The organism is Shewanella sp. Actino-trap-3 (assembly GCF_002836275.1).
Classification (GTDB): Bacteria; Pseudomonadota; Gammaproteobacteria; order Enterobacterales; family Shewanellaceae; genus Shewanella; species Shewanella psychromarinicola.
Genome location: NZ_PJCE01000001.1, coordinates 495,118 through 512,391, shown reverse-complemented (window position 1 = coordinate 512,391; position 17,274 = coordinate 495,118). Strand labels below are relative to the sequence as shown.

Here is a 17,274-nt window from a genome sequence, read left to right as displayed (position 1 = left end):
ATCAACACGTCACTCACTGCCAATCACTTTACCCGCTAAAATATCTTCAACTAGCTGAGGTAAAATCTCACCCGCTTTACCGGTAAAGTGATATTGAAACTGGCTATGACGATCTGCTGGATCTAGATTAACTTCCGCGGTTTGAGCACCTTGATGGTTGGCACTGTCGACAAAGCCTGCCGCCGGATAAACCGTACCAGAGGTGCCAATAGCAATAAATAAATCACAGTGGTCTAACGCATCGTGAATTCTATCCATACCAAAAGGCATTTCCCCAAACCACACAATATGTGGCCGTAAACGTTTAGCAGGAATACAACAAGTGCAACAGTTATCCACACCAAAAGGCTCACGTAATACAAATGTTTGTAATGATTGTGGACAACGGCCTTTTGCTAATTCACCGTGCATATGCAGTAATCGTTTGGACCCAGCTCGCTCATGTAAATCATCAACATTTTGGGTGATCACCAACAGCTCACCCGTAAATTCTGCTTCAAGTTTTACTAATGCCAAATGTGCCGCATTAGGCGCAACCTCGCCACTGTTTAATTGCTGCCTACGGGTATTATAAAACCGCTCGACTAACTCTATATCTCTGGCATAGCCTTCTGGGGTGGCAACATCTTCAATATGATGCTGTTCCCACAAGCCATGTTGATCTCTAAATGTGCTCATACCCGACTCAGCTGAAATACCTGCGCCGGTCAGCACGACAATTTGCCGGTACATTGTTTGTCCTTTATTGTGATGGTGTAACATAGAATGTCATTAACGTTTAATAACCATATCAAAAATACGCTCTCACGTTACAAAATGTTGTCATTCGACGGTCTAAAAATTCACATAAAATTCATTTTGTTGATGCCATAATAATAGCGGATAGCAAAATAGACACAATAATCCCTTAGTATAAGTAAGCTTATTGAGAGATCCTTAACAAATAATATCAACTTAAGTGGGTGTTTTACTAAATAATCTCTATATAGGTTGATAAAGCACCTTAAGAGGTTTATGTTTTTAAACTCAAGACATATAATGATTAGATTATCCACCGATGAACCGATTGGTTCTGCAATCAAGAGATTAGCAATGACAGATGGAAATCAAGCGCTCAAAAAAGCCGGATTAAAAATAACTCTGCCGCGAGTTAAAATTCTAGAACTGATGCAAGAACCAGAAAATCAGCACATCAGTGCAGAAGACTTATATAAAAAGTTACTCGAAATAGGTGAGGAAATTGGCCTTGCTACTGTATACAGAGTATTAAACCAGTTCGATGATGCAGGCATTCTAAATCGTCATCATTTTGAAAGTGGTAAAGCGGTGTTTGAAATGTCAACTCAACAACACCATGACCATTTGGTATGTTTAACATGTGATAAAGTGATTGAGTTTTCTGACGACGTAATTGAACGTCGTCAAGACGAAATCGCCATGCGTCATAATATCAAGCTGACTCACCATAGCTTGTATCTTTATGGTCATTGCACCAATGATACATGTGATCACGCTGACGAATAGTCAATATATAGGCAGCAAAGAAACCAGCAAATTTGCTGGTTTTTTATTGGTTAACATTTATCATAAGCTTCCAAAATTAAGTTAAAGCAACAATGCTAGCCATAAACTAAAACTAAGCACTGATAACAAGGTCGATAATACCACCGTGCTACCTAAGGTTGATTCATGCTGCTTAAGTTCTGTAGCTATCAGATAAGCGTTCACGCCAAGCGGCGAAGCACTCAATAACACCAACATCGCAGTGTTCTGAACCGCTAGCTGAAACACAAAATGCGCCATCATATACACTAACGCTGGCAATAAAATAATTTTCAAGCTGCTTGCCATTAATGCTAAACGCCAATGCTCACCTATTCGATAGAAACTTAAATTAGCGCCTAAAACAAATAATGCACATGCTAATGCAGGTTTGGCTAATAATGCCAAGCCATCATTAAGCTGCTCCCCCAAGTTAAGATTTAAGGCATTCACTAGAATGCCTAGCCCAATACTCATCACCACCGGATTCAGTGCCATGGAACGAGCGAATCGTCGCCATGAAAACCCTTGGCATTGTGCTCGTGCAGCTAAGATAAAAGTCAGCGCGAACAAGGTGGCGCTATGAAAAGTAATGATCATAAATACCTGCCCTATCATAGCTTCACCTAATGCTGCGGTAATAATCGGCAAGCCGACCAACACAGTATTGGAATAACTGGCGCCTAATGCAAATACCGCACTGGCGTCACGTCCTTGCAGTGCTACAGGGCTAAAGTGGCGATTAATGCGATAGCCTATGGCAAACACCAACAGTACGGGTAAATAAAAAGCCAACAACGCAAATGGATCAATACTTTGTGCTAACGGTGCTGCCAGCATATTGATGAATAAAAACGCCGGAATACTGACATAAAAAGTGAATTTGCTAATCCCCGCAATGTGTTCTCTATTAAAAAAAACCGCACGCGTTAACACATAACCTAGAGCCACCATAAAAATCAATGGAAAAATAATACTAACAATGGTCATAAATAACCTCAGCCCGGGATAATAAACGGTTATCAAACAGTTCTTTGTGCAGCTAACTTCCTTGTATTGAGTTGCAATAGACTCGCTATTGACGCAGCCATTAACTGGTAAATTCATCTTGTTAGCAAACAAATGGCAAGTTTGAGTTGGAATATGTGGAGATATTCTGCCTTTTAGCCATTCATCCCATCTCTTAACCCGAATTAAGATTAAGCATGCTTATAAATTTAACTAACAACCAGATAGAGTTAACAAGATAACCGATCATTCAAGGTTAAAAAAGCAACAAAAAAGGCGCCTAAGCGCCTTTTTCAGGAAGATAAAATATTACCAGCCTGTTTTAGTTCGTAGTGCTTTACCGATGTCAGCTAAAGAGCGAACCGTCGTTACACCAGCAGCCTCTAAAGCCGCAAACTTATCAGCAGCAGTACCTTTACCGCCAGCGATTATTGCGCCAGCATGCCCCATACGCTTACCTTCTGGTGCAGTGACACCAGCAATGTAAGACACAACAGGCTTAGTGACGTGTGCTTTGATGTATTCAGCCGCTTCTTCTTCAGCCGTGCCACCGATTTCACCGATCATCACAATCGCTTCTGTCTGTGGATCGTTTTGGAACATTTCCAATACGTCGATGAAGTTAGTACCAGGAATAGGGTCTCCACCAATACCGACACAAGTAGATTGGCCGAAACCTTCATCAGTTGTCTGCTTAACCGCTTCGTACGTTAATGTACCAGAGCGAGAAACAATACCAACTTTACCAGGCTTGTGAATGTGACCAGGCATGATACCAATCTTACATTCACCCGGAGTGATAACACCTGGGCAGTTAGGACCGATCATGCGAACGCCAGTTTCTTCTAGCTTCACTTTCACTTGCAGCATATCAAGTGTAGGGATGCCTTCAGTGATACAAACGATTAGCTCAATACCAGCATCGATGGCTTCAAGGATAGCGTCTTTACAAAATGGTGCCGGCACATAGATAACCGTTGCAGTTGCACCTGTTTGAGCGACTGCATCTTTAACAGTGTTAAATACTGGAAGACCTAGGTGAGTTTGACCACCTTTCCCAGGAGAAACACCGCCAACCATTTGTGTGCCATAGTCAATTGCTTGCTCAGAGTGGAAAGTACCCTGACCACCAGTGAAACCTTGACAGATCACCTTGGTATCTTTGTTAATTAAAACAGACATTATTTGCCCTCCGCAGCTTTAACAACTTGCTCAGCCGCGTCAGTTAGACTTGTTGCCGCGATGATATCAAGACCAGACTTAGCTAATACTTCACGACCTAATTGGGCGTTAGTACCTTCAAGACGAACAACCACTGGCACTTTAACGCCAACTTCTTTGACCGCACCGATAATACCTTCAGCGATCATATCGCAACGCACGATACCACCGAAAATGTTAACTAATACCGCTTTAACATTGCTGTCAGAAAGAATGATCTTAAAGGCTTCAGCAACACGTTCTTTGGTTGCTCCACCGCCAACGTCTAAGAAGTTAGCTGGCTTGCCGCCATGTAAGTTTACGATGTCCATTGTACCCATCGCTAGGCCGGCACCGTTAACCATACAACCTACGTTACCGTCTAAAGCAACATAGTTTAATTCAAATTTAGCCGCGTGCGCTTCACGTGCATCATCTTGTGATGGATCGTGCATTGCTTTGACTTTTGGTTGACGGAATAATGCATTACCGTCGATACCAATCTTGCCATCTAAACAATGAAGGTTACCTTCAGAGGTGATCACCAGTGGATTGATTTCTAATAACGCGAAATCATAGTCGTTAAACATGTTTGCTAGACCCATGAAGATCTTAGTAAACTGCTTCATTTGCGTTGGGTTTAACCCTAACTTGAAACCAAGATCACGAGCTTGATAAGCTTGAGGACCGGTTAGCGGATCAATGATAGCTTTATGAATAAGTTCTGGCGTTTCTTCAGCCACTTTTTCAATTTCAACACCACCTTCAGTCGACGCCATAAACACAACGCGACGGCTGCTTCGGTCAACAACTGCACCTAAGTACAATTCATTGGCAATGTCAGTGCAGCTTTCAACGAGAATTTTAGCCACTGGCTGACCTTTAGCGTCAGTCTGGTAAGTAACTAAGTTCTTGCCTAACCAGTTTTCTGCGAATGCTCTGATTTCGTCTTTACTGCTGGTAACTTTAACGCCACCTGCTTTACCACGGCCGCCAGCGTGTACTTGACACTTAACAACCCATAAATTTCCGCCAATGTGGCCTGCTGCTTCTACTGCTTCTTGAGCAGTATCACAAGCAAAGCCTTCAGAGACTGGTAAACCATATTCGGCAAATAAAGATTTTGCCTGATACTCATGCAAATTCATGATGATCTATCCATATACTTCAAATCAAATCCAACTGGCTCAATATGAGCCAGCGACGAGGTTTTATCTACTGACTTATAGATCAAGTAGCAGACGAGTTGGATCTTCTAAGAAGTCTTTAATCGCGACTAAGAAGCCAACTGACTCACGGCCATCAACAATACGATGATCGTAAGAGAGTGCTAGGTACATCATAGGCAGGATTTCAACCTGACCATTGACTGCCATTGGGCGATCTTTAATGGCATGCATGCCTAAGATTGCGCTTTGTGGCAGGTTCAAAATTGGGGTAGACATAAGCGAGCCAAACACGCCGCCGTTAGTCACGGTGAAGTTACCGCCCGTCATGTCAGCAACAGATAATTTTCCGTCACGGCCTTTAATCGCTAATTCACGTACCGATTTTTCAATTTCAGCTAAGTTCATGGTATCTGTGTCACGCAATACTGGTGTCACCAGACCACGAGGTGTCGATACTGCAATGCTGATATCAAAATAGTTGTGATACACAATGTCATCACCGTCCATAGACGCGTTAACTTCAGGGAAACGTTTTAATGCTTCAGTTACGGCTTTGATATAGAAAGACATAAAGCCTAAACGAATACCATGGCGCTTTTCGAAGATTTCTTGGTACTGTTTACGAATATCCATGATTGGCTTCATGTTAACTTCGTTAAACGTGGTTAACATTGCCGTTGAATTTTTCGCTTCTAAAAGACGTTTCGCGATGGTTTTGCGAAGACGTGACATAGGAACACGCTTCTCACTACGACCTTCTAGTGGTGCTACCGGTGCTACCGGGGCAACAGGCGCAGCTTTAGCCGGTGCTGACTTAAGGAATGCATCAACATCGTCCTTAGTCACACGTCCACCCACACCAGAACCTTTAATTTTACTGGCATCAAGATTATGCTCAGCAATAACACGACGAACCGATGGGCTTAATGCATCATTAGACTCATCAGCAGCAGTTGCGGTAGTTGCGGCGGCAACAGGCGCTGATGCTTCAGCTTTAGTCACTTCTTGACCTGACACCACACCAGCGACAAAGTTAGCAATCACTTGTTCACCTAAAACAGTGTCACCTTCTTGAAATAACAATTCAGAGATTGAACCATCTTCTGGCGCAACCACTTCTAACACAACTTTGTCAGTCTCGATATCGACTAAGTTTTGATCGCGAGTCACCTGCTCACCAGGTTTAACATGCCAAGTAGCAATAGTTGCATCAGCAACAGATTCTGGTAATACGGGTACCTTAATTTCGATACTCATGGAAAACTTCCCTTATATAAATTATCTATTACGACAGTTTTAATGCGCTATTTACTAATGATTCTTGCTGATGTATGTGCAACCCTGGATAACCACATGCTGGCGCAGCAGAAGCTTCACGACCGGCATAAGTTAATTGAGCGCCTGCAGGAATATTAGCCCAGAAATGATGCTGACTACAGTACCATGCACCTTGGTTTTGTGGCTCTTCCTGACACCAAACAAAATCAGTAACATGTTGGTATGTAGCTAATGCCGCACGTAATTCCACATCAGGAAACGGATACAACTGCTCAACACGAATGAGGGCAACATTGTTCACATTCTCTTTGCGACGTTTTTCAAGTAACTCGAAATAGACTTTGCCGCTGCAAAATACAACGCGGTCCACTTGGCTGGCGTCTAAGGTATCAATCTCACCAATGATATTTTGGAAAGTGCCTTGTGCAAGCTCTTCTAAGCTAGAGACAGCTAATGGATGACGCAGTAAAGATTTAGGCGACATAACCACTAACGGACGACGCATTGGGCGCACAACTTGACGACGCAACATGTGATAAACCTGAGCCGGTGTTGATGGCACACACACTTGCATGTTGTGGTTAGCACATAATTGCAAGAAACGCTCTAAACGGGCACTCGAGTGCTCTGGACCTTGACCTTCATATCCATGAGGTAACAGCAACGTCAGACCGCATAAACGGCCCCACTTTTGCTCTCCAGATGATAAGAATTGATCTATCACCACTTGGGCACAGTTGACGAAATCGCCAAACTGCGCTTCCCAGATGTTTAATCCACCCGGTTCAGTAGTCGCGTAACCGTATTCAAATGCCACCACTGATGCTTCAGATAATACCGAGTCAATAATGTCGATTGGCGCTTGTTCATCAGCCACATTACGCAAAGGTAAATAGGTGGTGCCGTCTTTCTGGCTATGTAAAATAGCATGACGATGGAAGAATGTGCCGCGACCAGTGTCTTGACCGGTAATGCGCACACGCTTGTTATCTTCAAGAATCGAGGCATACGCTAAGGTTTCAGCAAACCCCCAATCGAGTAATTTATCACCTTTGGCCATCGCGGTACGATCGGCGTAAATTTTGGCAACACGAGATTGAAGCGTATGATTTTCAGGAATATCGACTAACTTATTAGCTAAGTTTTGTAGACGTTCCATCGACATAGCAGCCGCGTAATCTTCATCCCATTCACGATTAAGATAAGGCGTCCAGTCAACTGTGTTCAACGTCATCGGACGCCATTCTTTCACTACACAATCACCGGCATCTAATGCATCACGGTAATGATTAATTAACCCCGTCACTTCATCGGCTGGAATACTGTTTTCAGCGATTAACTTATCTGCATAGATTTTACGTGGCGTTGGGTGCTTTTTGATTTTAGCGTACATGAGCGGCTGTGTAGCACTAGGCTCATCCGCTTCGTTATGGCCATGACGGCGATAACACACTAAATCAATAACCACATCACGTTTAAACTCATTACGATAATCCACTGCAAGTTGAGAAATAAACGCAACGGCTTCAGGATCATCAGAGTTGACGTGAAAAATTGGCGCCTGAACCATCTTAGCGATGTCAGTACAGTATTCGGTTGAACGTGTATCAGCGTGGTTAGATGTCGTAAAACCAACTTGGTTATTGATGACAATACGAATGCAGCCACCGACTCTGAAACCACGTGTTTGAGACATATTAAATGTCTCTTGAACAATCCCTTGCCCGGTAATTGCTGCATCACCATGAATGGTGATGGGCATCACCTGTAAACCGTCTTTACAGCCACGGCGATCTTGGCGCGCGCGCACAGAACCAATCACCACTGGGTTAACAATTTCTAAATGAGAGGGGTTAAAGGCTAAGGCTAAATGGACATTGCCGCCGGGTGTTTCAAAATCTGATGAAAAACCTTGGTGATATTTTACGTCACCGGAACCGTTAGTGTCGCCATGCTTACCTGCAAACTCGTCAAACAGTTCAGCAGGACGCTTACCTAACACATTAACGAGCACGTTTAGGCGACCACGGTGAGCCATACCGACAACGATTTCTTTGGTACCCGCTTCACCCGCACGGTAAATGATTTCACGCATCATCGGAACCAGTGCATCACCGCCTTCTAAAGAGAAACGCTTAGCGCCAGGGAATTTAGCCCCAAGGTATTTTTCGATACCTTCTGCCGCATTTAACCCTTCAAGAATACGTTTTTTAACATCGTTATCGTACAGGGCTTTACCTAATGTGGGTTCAAGACGTTGCTGGATCCAACGCTTTTCATCAGTATCAGTGATATGCATGTATTCAGCACCAATCGAGCCACAATAAGTGCTCTTTAATGCATGAATAATATCAGCAAGCTTCATGGTCTCACCGCCCAAGGCGAATGACCCGGTATTAAACTGACGCTGCATGTCTTCAACGGTTAAGCCGTGGTAAGCAGGATCTAACTCTTGTACTTGCTCGCGTTTCCACAATCCTAATGGATCTAAATTGGCATTTTGATGGCCACGGAAACGATGGGCATTGATCAGTTGCAGCACTTTGACTTGCTTCGCATCTAACTCAGGATCGCTGACGCTGGTAGCGTTTTTTAAACGACCTTGTAGAGCTAAACTACGAAAATAGTCACGAACTTTAGAATGGGCTATTTCGGGTACTTCTATTGAGGCACCGATAACCGGAGGGAGATTATCAAAAACAAGCTGCCAATCAGCAGACACTGATTGCGGATCTTCTTGATAGGTTTCATACATCTCTTCTACGTAGGTCGAGTTCGAACCACTTAAATATGACGACTCGAGCCAGGCTTTCATGATGCCTTGGTGCATTGTTATTCCTTTCAAACTTGATACACGTACTAGCCATAAACATAACAGTGAGTAACTTAAGTTACATCACACGTAGACTGAAATTATCTTAGCAAGATAACGACAGGAGGTATTGCATAAATACACAAAAGAGCCATCCTCAATTTTGAAGATGGCTCTTAACAGAGCTAATAAGTCAGACTATTTTGCTCTTCTTCATGCATTAAACAGCTCGCTTAAGTAACATTGACTTGATATGACCAATCGCTTTAGTTGGGTTTAATCCTTTAGGACAAACATCAACACAGTTCATAATGCCATGGCAACGGAACACACTGTAAGCATCATCTAGTTCAGATAAACGCTCCTCAGTGGCAGTGTCGCGGCTGTCAATCAAGAAACGATAGGCATGCAATAAACCGGCTGGGCCGATAAATTTATCCGGGTTCCACCAGAAAGATGGACACGAGGTTGAACAACATGCACACAAAATACATTCATATAAACCATCTAAATGAGCACGCTCTTCAGGTGATTGTAAATGTTCACGAGCCGGCGCCTTTTCATCATTGATCAGATAAGGCTTAATTTTTTCGTATTGCTTGTAGAACTGAGTCAGGTCAACGACCAAATCTCGCACTACTGGCATGCCTGGTAAAGGACGGATTTCAATTTTCTTCCCTTTAAAGGTCGATAATGGCGTGATACACGCTAATCCATTTTTACCATTCATGTTAACACCGTCAGAACCACACACACCTTCACGGCATGAACGACGGAACGCAAGCGTTGAGTCTTGTTCTTTCAGTTTAATTAACGCATCTAACACCATCATATCAGTGCCCTCAGGCACGTCTAAGGTGTAATCCTTCATGTAAGGCTTGTTATCTACATCAGGATTATAACGATACAATGCAAATGTTAATTTCATCTTTGCAACTCCTGCCTAATAGGTACGTTTTACCGGTGGAAACGCTTCACGTAATTGAGGTGTCATGTTGACATCACGTTTGCTCATAGCTTGCGTCATTGGGTCATACAAGCTATGACATAACCAGTTGTCATCATCACGATCTAAATAATCTTCACGAGAATGCGCACCACGACTTTCAGTACGGAAGTTAGCCGCATAAGCAGTTGACAGCGCTGTTGCCATTAAATTATCTAATTCTAAGCACTCAATACGTTGAGTATTAAATTCTGTTGAATTGTCAGATAACTTGGCATTTTCAAGACGCTTTTGAATTGCTTGCAGCTGTTCTAAACCTTCAGCCATGGCTTCACCACTGCGGAAAACAGAGAAATTTAACTGCATACACAATTGAAGATCTTTACGGATAACCGCAGGGTCTTCACCGTCTTTGTTGCTTTCCCAACGATTAAGACGAGCAAGTGATGCATCAATTTCTACGTCTGTCGCCGCTTTTGGATCAGGAGTGTCGTCTAATGCTTTGCCTAAATGTTGTCCTGCCGCACGACCAAAGACCACTAAATCAAGCAGTGAGTTACCCCCTAAGCGGTTTGCACCGTGAACAGATACACAGGCAATCTCACCTACGGCAAATAAACCTAATACATCTTGCTCAGTCCCATCGTCATTCTGACGAATAACTTGACCACTCACTTTAGTCGGTAAACCGCCCATCATGTAATGACACGTTGGTAACACAGGAATAGGACCATCAGCAGGATCGATATGAGCAAAGGTACGTGATAATTCACACACTCCAGGAAGACGCGCTTCAAGGGTTTCTTTGCCTAAATGATCAAGCTTAAGTAACAAATGCGGGCCTAAAGGACCGTCTAAACCACGACCTTCACGAATTTCAGTCATCATTGAACGTGCAACCACGTCGCGTGAGGCTAAATCTTTCGCGTTTGGCGCATAACGTTCCATGAAACGTTCGCCATCTTTATTTAATAAGTATCCGCCTTCACCGCGACAACCTTCAGTCACCAAAACACCCGCGCCAGCTATACCCGTTGGGTGGAACTGCCACATTTCCATGTCTTGTAATTGAACGCCAGCACGCGCAGCCATACCCACACCGTCACCAGTATTAATATGAGCATTAGTGGTTGAGGCATAAATACGCCCTGCACCACCGGTTGCTAAAATTGTTGCTTTAGCTTTGAAATAAACAATGTTGCCGGTTTCAATTTCAATCGCGGTACAACCGACCACAACACCATCATTATTTTTAACCAAATCTAAGGCATACCACTCAGAATAAACGTCAGTTTTATGCTTAACATTTTGTTGGTATAAACAATGAAGCAGTGCATGACCCGTTCGGTCAGCGGCTGCTGCAGTCCGAGCGGCTTGCTCTCCACCAAAGTTTCTTGATTGGCCACCAAAAGGACGCTGATAGATTGTGCCGTCTTCGAAACGAGAGAAGGGTAAACCCATTTGCTCAAGTTCGATAATCGCTTCAGGACCCGTTTGACACATAAACTCAATGGCTTCTTGGTCGCCGATAAAATCAGAACCCTTAACCGTATCGTACATGTGCTGTTCCCAATGATCCTCATGAGCATTACCTAATGCTACTGTGATTCCACCTTGAGCAGAAACGGTATGTGAACGAGTTGGGAATACTTTAGATAACAGCGCACAGCTCTTACCTTCTTTAGAAATCTGTAATGCTGCTCGCATACCTGCGCCACCAGCGCCGATTACGATCACATCAAATTCGCGAACTGGAATACTCACTTAAACACCCCACACTATTACAATGCCTGACGCTAAATAACTCAATGCGATCATAACAAAGGTAAACTGTAATACACCACGTAACGCAGTCTGTTTGACGTAATCCGTCAACACTTGCCATACACCAATCCATGCATGGATAAGTAAAGCAATCAGCGTTATAAGGGTAAAGACTTTCATTGGAAGTGAACTAAATAAACCACTCCAAATTTCGAAAGTTAACGGGGCACTACACGCGATAAAACCAACTAAAAAAATAGTATAACAAGCGAGGATCACTGCACTTGCGCGTAATAGAATATAGTCATGAACACCACTGCGTCCAAAACTTGCTGCATTTGTTACCATACCCAAATCCCCGCTATGATAGAAAAGACTACGGCTAACCCAAAAGTAGCCTTAGCTGATGCGACACCCGAAGTTAATTCTTCCCAGCGGCCGGTATCCATGACCAAGTGACGAATGCCACCTAATAAGTGATAACTCAACGCGGTTAGAATGCCCCAAATGATGAACTTCATCACGAAACTATCGAACAAGGATTGTACGCTAGCGAAACCATCTGCTGATGTTAAAGTCGAATTTAACAACCAAAGAAGGATACCAATAGCAAATAGCATGATGACACCGGAAATACGGTGTAGGATTGACGCGATCGCAGTTGCAGGAAAGCGAATCGTCTGCAGGTCTAGATGGACAGGTCTTTGCTTTTTCACGTTCTGCTCACTCCGCTCCATTGAGCATTATTTTTGTTATGTCTCTATTTTTTGCTTAACCATTAATGTTCGCAAAAGATGGAACATTTTTTAAACAAAAAACAGACTACTCTCAAACATCTAATCAATTGAGAAACCACTATTAAGTTAGTAAATTAATCATTCCTAAACTGTGATGTCCGTCGCCCTTAGGGACGCAGGCAAGTATACTCGTGGGGATTGTCAAATACAAACATCACATTATGCAAAATAAGTTTTTTTAATGTTTTTTTAATCTAATCCAAGCACAGAGCGGTTTTCAGCGCATATATACTATGGTCTAACTAATTTAAACGCTTATTTAAATTGATCTGTGATCCCGATCCGCTGTAGAGTAATGACCGCTTAACATGCCGCACTCATATAGAAAAATGAAGTAAGGAGAACGGGGTATGGCTGATAATATAGCCAAATTAGAGTTACCAGGAAACGATTCAATCGACCTACCTATCAAGAAAGGTACTGAAGGTTTTGACGTTATCGACATCAGTACACTTGGGACAAAGGGGTATTTCACCTTCGATCCAGGCTTTTTAGCGACTGCGTCTTGTGAGTCAGCAATTACGTATATCGATGGTGAGCAAGGTATCTTGTTACACCGTGGGTATCCAATTGAGCAACTTGCTACAGAATCGAACTACTTAGATTTATGCTACTTGCTTTTATATGGTGAATTACCGTCCAAAGCTGATTATGAACAATTTGTCTCCACTGTGAAAAATCACACCATGGTGCATGAGCAAATTGCATTCTTTTTCAGAGGCTTCCGCCGTGACGCGCACCCAATGGCAATGCTTTGTGGTGTAACAGGTGCATTATCTGCTTTTTATCAAGATTCTCTTGATGTGAACAATCCAAAGCATCGTGAAATTGCTGCTTATCGCTTAGTGTCGAAAATGCCGACAATTGCAGCAATGTGCTACAAGTACTCAATGGGGCAACCTTTTGTTTATCCACGAAACGATTTAAGTTATGCAGGTAACTTCCTGTCGATGATGTTTGCTACGCCTTGTGAAGCATACAAAGTCAACCCTGTGGTTGAACAAGCAATGGACCGTATTTTTGTACTGCATGCTGATCATGAGCAAAATGCATCTACATCGACCGTTCGTTTAGCCGGTTCTTCAGGTGCTAACCCATTTGCATGTATTGCGGCGGGTATTGCTTCGTTGTGGGGCCCCGCTCATGGTGGTGCTAACGAAGCTTGTTTAGACATGTTAGAAGAAATCGGTTCTGTTGATCGCATTCCTGAATTTATCGAGAGAGCAAAAGACAAGAACGATCCATTCCGTCTAATGGGCTTTGGTCATCGTGTTTATAAGAACTTTGACCCACGTGCTAAAGTGATGCGAGATACCTGTCATGACGTCCTTAAAGAACTGAAAGTGGTTGACCCATTATTAGACGTAGCCATGGAACTTGAGCGTATTGCCCTTGAAGATGAATACTTCATCTCTAAGAAGCTATACCCGAACGTCGATTTCTACTCTGGTATCATCATGAAAGCCATTGGTATTCCTAATAGTATGTTTACAGTGCTGTTCGCATTGTCACGTACTGTTGGTTGGATTTCACATTGGAAAGAAATGTTAGATCAACCAGGACACAAAATCAGCCGTCCACGTCAGTTATACACTGGTGAGTCTGCGCGTGAATTTGTGAGTGTTGATAAGCGTTAATTAGCTGACTTTAGTTGTCAGATAAAAAAGGCGCCTCGGCGCCTTTTTTATTGGTTTTTTTTCAGTACCCACTTGTCGCTAATCGCCGGTACCTATGTTTATGCCTTCTTGAGTCATATACTCTGCAAGTAGCCTGTCTTGCACTTTTTTACTCAGCTTAACCCAATATGAGTTCCAAGCTAATCGACTGCAGCGCTATGCTGACCCAGTTTTATTTGGCGTTAATATCTGTAGCACTAGTTTAAAGCCCTCTATAATAAAAACCAAACCCACTTTGGCCCATGATATACACTCAGAAATACCACTAAAAATACAAACAAAAACTAAAATAACAATAACAATAACAATAACAATAACAATAACAATAACTTAAGGCCGTTAAAAATAATTTAATTGCAGAATAAGTTTGTTGTCAGAGCGAGTGTAATGGCACTATTTCAAAGAACATATTGGCCCTTCCTTTCCAGATCATATAATTAGGCTAAAATATAACCAATACTCAAATTAAGGAGCTAGAATGATCTCACTCTACGTGCGCTTAATCATTTGTTGCGGTTTGTTTACTATTTCAACCTTCTGTTATGGTCAAAATGAGACGGCCTCATCTCCCGATGCCAGCAATCAAAACGTGCCGATTCTAAGGTTTGAAGGCGCTATGGGTCCTGCTGTGAGTGAATATTTGGTCAAAGAAATCACTGCTGCTAATCAACTGCCTGAACGTCAGCGCCCTCCCCTGATAATGATAATTTTGGACACCCCTGGCGGTTTGGTTTCAAGTCTTAGGGATATCAATCAGGCAATATTGGCTTCAACCATTCCCATCGCTTGCCTCGTTGCGCCAACGGGTGCCAGAGCCATGAGTGCAGGCACCTATTTACTCTATGCCTGCCATATTGCGTCTATGGCGCCGGCTACCACCTTAGGGGCAGCAACCCCAGTGCAAATGGGCATGCCTCAGGCCCCTGCTAAACCAGATGATAACTCAGAAGCTCAGCCAAATGATGGCAGCGCGATGGAGCGAAAAATACTAAACGATGCCATCGCCTATATACGCTCATTAGCTCAGTTAAGGGGGCGAAATCAAGCCTGGGCTGAATTGGCGGTCAAGGACGCTGCCACCCTAACCTCAGAAGAGGCACTAGACAGTCAGGTGATAGACCTTATAGCCAAAGATGCGCCAAGTCTGCTGGCAAAACTCAATGGCTGGCCTTTAAAGCAAGAAGGGCAGACCTTAACACTGAACCTAGACCAAGCCACTCTGGTTGAACATCAAAGAGATTGGCGTAACAAGTTTATTGCCACTATTACTAACCCTAACATTGCCTATATTTTGATGTTAATAGGTATTTATGGCCTGATACTGGAATTTTTTAACCCAGGCATAGGCATCGCGGGAGTGGCGGGCGGGATTGCCTTGCTGGTTGCTCTGTACGCATTTCAGCTCCTGCCTATCAACTATGCAGGACTGGGGCTGATGATTTTGGGGATAGTATTATTAATTGCTGAGTCCATGGTGCCAAGCTTTGGGGTCTTCGGCCTAGGCGGTGCTTTGGCGTTCGCTCTTGGCTCCATATTCTTACTGGATACGGAGAGTGAATTCACTATTTCCTTACCTCTTATCGCTGCGGTCACTGTCACTATCACGCTATTTAGCCTCTGGGTGCTGTCGACCCTGTGGAAGAGTCGACATCAAAAACCGGTAAGCGGCGATGACGCCATTTTAGGAGCACAAGCTCACGTTATTGCGGGTTTCGAACGTACAGGATTTGTCCTACTAGAAGGGGAAACTTGGGCGGCAATCTGCGATACCCCCACAAAGGACTCACAGAAAGTACAGGTAATAGCAAGAGATGATCTCACCTTAACAATCAAAGCCCTAAGCGACACAGAGCCTAGCATTGAACCTAAAACAGAGGAAAACACAGATGGAAAATCTAGCCTATAATAGCAACCTTTTTTTCGTTGCCTTGATGTTTCTCATCTTGGTGGTGTTATTTAGTACTTTCAAAATTTTGCTAGAATATCAGCGTGGCGTGATTTTCATGCTAGGACGCTTTTATAAGGTCAAAGGCCCAGGACTTATCATAGTTATACCCTTTATCCAACAGATGGTACGGGTCGATTTACGCACCGTGGTGATGGATGTTCCCACTCAGGATGTGATCAGTCGCGACAACGTCTCGGTTAAGGTCAATGCGGTGATCTATTTTCGGGTTATTGATGCCCAAAAAGCCATTATTAATGTGGAAGATTTCCTGCAAGCCACCTCACAACTGGCTCAGACGACGCTGCGTTCAGTCCTTGGACAACATGAACTCGATGAAATGCTCGCCAACCGAGACATGCTCAACACCGACATTCAGAGTATTTTAGATACTCGCACCGATGGCTGGGGTATAAAAGTCTCCAATGTTGAAATCAAGCACGTAGATCTCAATGAAACTATGGTGCGAGCCATCGCGCGCCAGGCCGAAGCTGAGCGCACCAGACGTGCCAAGGTCATTCATGCATCTGGCGAAATGGAGGCGTCTGCCAAATTGGTCGAAGCCGCTAAGACTTTAGCGATTGAACCAAATGCTATCTTACTGCGTTACCTACAAACCCTGACAGACATTGCCGGAGAAAAGAATTCGACCATACTATTTCCTTTGCCTATGGAACTATTAAAAGGGGTGATGGGTGACGGTAAAACAGAAAAAGCCATCAAGCCAAAGCAGCCAAAGCAGCCAAAGCAGCCAAAGCAGAAAGAATAACTTTTCTCTACCTAGCTAGGACTAAACAATGGCCTAAATAAACAACTCGACACCAACACCAGCGCGCCCTGCTTATGAAACGATTAAATGGTGTGCTCGGGGACGGTAAGACAGAATAATCTGTCTTACCTAGCTAGCACTAAACAAATGGCTAAACAAAGGGCTCACCACCAATACAAGTGCATATCCCTATCGATATTACTAAAAACTCAGCAATTCCTCTGTAATGCTTGAATGGCTGCATTGATATCAAATGTAGACGTCGTCATAAGTCATTTCTTATTGTTTATTTTAAAGAAGTGTCACAAAAAGTTGAACACAACCCATAAGGACTCTCGGTATTAGCCTCTGATGTTCAATTTAGCCAA

14 protein-coding genes are annotated in these 17,274 nt (G+C 43.3%); 4 read left to right on the top strand and 10 right to left on the bottom strand.

Annotation, left to right across the window (positions count from 1 at the left end; all coding sequences use genetic code 11):
* Positions 1–9 precede the first annotated feature (9 nt).
* Entirely contained in the window at positions 10–732 is a 723-nt protein-coding gene (gene cobB / locus CXF80_RS02255; RefSeq protein WP_101030833.1) for a Sir2 family NAD+-dependent deacetylase, read from the bottom strand.
* A gap of 360 nt (positions 733–1,092) precedes the next feature.
* Here cobB and fur point away from each other — a divergent pair, with 360 nt between their 5' ends.
* On the top strand, positions 1,093–1,524 hold the full coding sequence (gene fur / locus CXF80_RS02250; protein ID WP_101034645.1) for a ferric iron uptake transcriptional regulator: 432 nt from the start codon (positions 1,093–1,095) through the stop codon (positions 1,522–1,524).
* Between the two features lie 81 nt (positions 1,525–1,605).
* On the opposite strand, the gene CXF80_RS02245 is transcribed toward fur, so the two are convergent.
* From CXF80_RS02245 to sdhC, 9 genes are all read right to left on the bottom strand, one after another.
* The gene (locus CXF80_RS02245) at positions 1,606–2,532 is read right to left on the bottom strand and encodes an AEC family transporter (RefSeq protein WP_101030831.1); all 927 of its coding nucleotides are present in this window, start codon (positions 2,530–2,532) and stop codon (positions 1,606–1,608) included.
* A gap of 327 nt (positions 2,533–2,859) precedes the next feature.
* Positions 2,860–3,732, bottom strand: coding sequence for a succinate--CoA ligase subunit alpha (sucD, locus tag CXF80_RS02240; protein WP_101030829.1), 873 nt, complete (start codon positions 3,730–3,732; stop codon positions 2,860–2,862).
* Positions 3,732–4,898 (bottom strand): ADP-forming succinate--CoA ligase subunit beta, encoded by a 1,167-nt coding sequence (sucC, locus tag CXF80_RS02235; protein ID WP_101030827.1) that lies wholly within the window; start codon positions 4,896–4,898, stop codon positions 3,732–3,734. Before sucC ends, sucD begins: the two co-directional genes overlap by 1 nt.
* Before the next feature lie 75 nt (positions 4,899–4,973).
* Entirely contained in the window at positions 4,974–6,176 is a 1,203-nt protein-coding gene (gene odhB / locus CXF80_RS02230; protein ID WP_101030825.1) for a 2-oxoglutarate dehydrogenase complex dihydrolipoyllysine-residue succinyltransferase, read from the bottom strand.
* Positions 6,177–6,204: 28 nt separating this feature from the next.
* Positions 6,205–9,027, bottom strand: a complete 2,823-nt coding sequence (sucA, locus tag CXF80_RS02225) for a 2-oxoglutarate dehydrogenase E1 component (protein WP_101030823.1) — start codon at positions 9,025–9,027, stop codon at positions 6,205–6,207.
* Between the two features lie 202 nt (positions 9,028–9,229).
* Positions 9,230–9,937, bottom strand: a complete 708-nt coding sequence (locus tag CXF80_RS02220; protein WP_101030821.1) for a succinate dehydrogenase iron-sulfur subunit — start codon at positions 9,935–9,937, stop codon at positions 9,230–9,232.
* A 15-nt stretch (positions 9,938–9,952) separates the two neighbouring features.
* On the bottom strand, positions 9,953–11,719 hold the full coding sequence (sdhA, locus tag CXF80_RS02215; RefSeq protein WP_101030819.1) for a succinate dehydrogenase flavoprotein subunit: 1,767 nt from the start codon (positions 11,717–11,719) through the stop codon (positions 9,953–9,955).
* Positions 11,720–12,067, bottom strand: a complete 348-nt coding sequence (gene sdhD, locus CXF80_RS02210; RefSeq protein ID WP_101030817.1) for a succinate dehydrogenase, hydrophobic membrane anchor protein — start codon at positions 12,065–12,067, stop codon at positions 11,720–11,722.
* A complete protein-coding gene (sdhC, locus tag CXF80_RS02205) occupies positions 12,061–12,456 on the bottom strand; it encodes a succinate dehydrogenase cytochrome b556 subunit (RefSeq protein ID WP_101030815.1) in 396 nt (131 codons plus the stop codon). Before sdhC ends, sdhD begins: the two co-directional genes overlap by 7 nt.
* Before the next feature lie 410 nt (positions 12,457–12,866).
* Between sdhC and CXF80_RS02200 the strand changes: the two genes are divergently transcribed.
* From CXF80_RS02200 to CXF80_RS02190, 3 genes are all read left to right on the top strand, one after another.
* Complete coding sequence (locus CXF80_RS02200; RefSeq protein ID WP_101030813.1) at positions 12,867–14,153, top strand: citrate synthase; 1,287 nt, start codon at positions 12,867–12,869, stop codon at positions 14,151–14,153.
* Between the two features lie 517 nt (positions 14,154–14,670).
* On the top strand, positions 14,671–16,098 hold the full coding sequence (locus CXF80_RS02195) for an NfeD family protein (RefSeq protein ID WP_101030811.1): 1,428 nt from the start codon (positions 14,671–14,673) through the stop codon (positions 16,096–16,098).
* Positions 16,079–16,906, top strand: a complete 828-nt coding sequence (locus CXF80_RS02190; protein WP_101030809.1) for a slipin family protein — start codon at positions 16,079–16,081, stop codon at positions 16,904–16,906. The genes CXF80_RS02195 and CXF80_RS02190 overlap by 20 nt, the downstream gene beginning before the upstream one ends.
* The last annotated feature ends 368 nt before the right edge of the window (positions 16,907–17,274 follow it).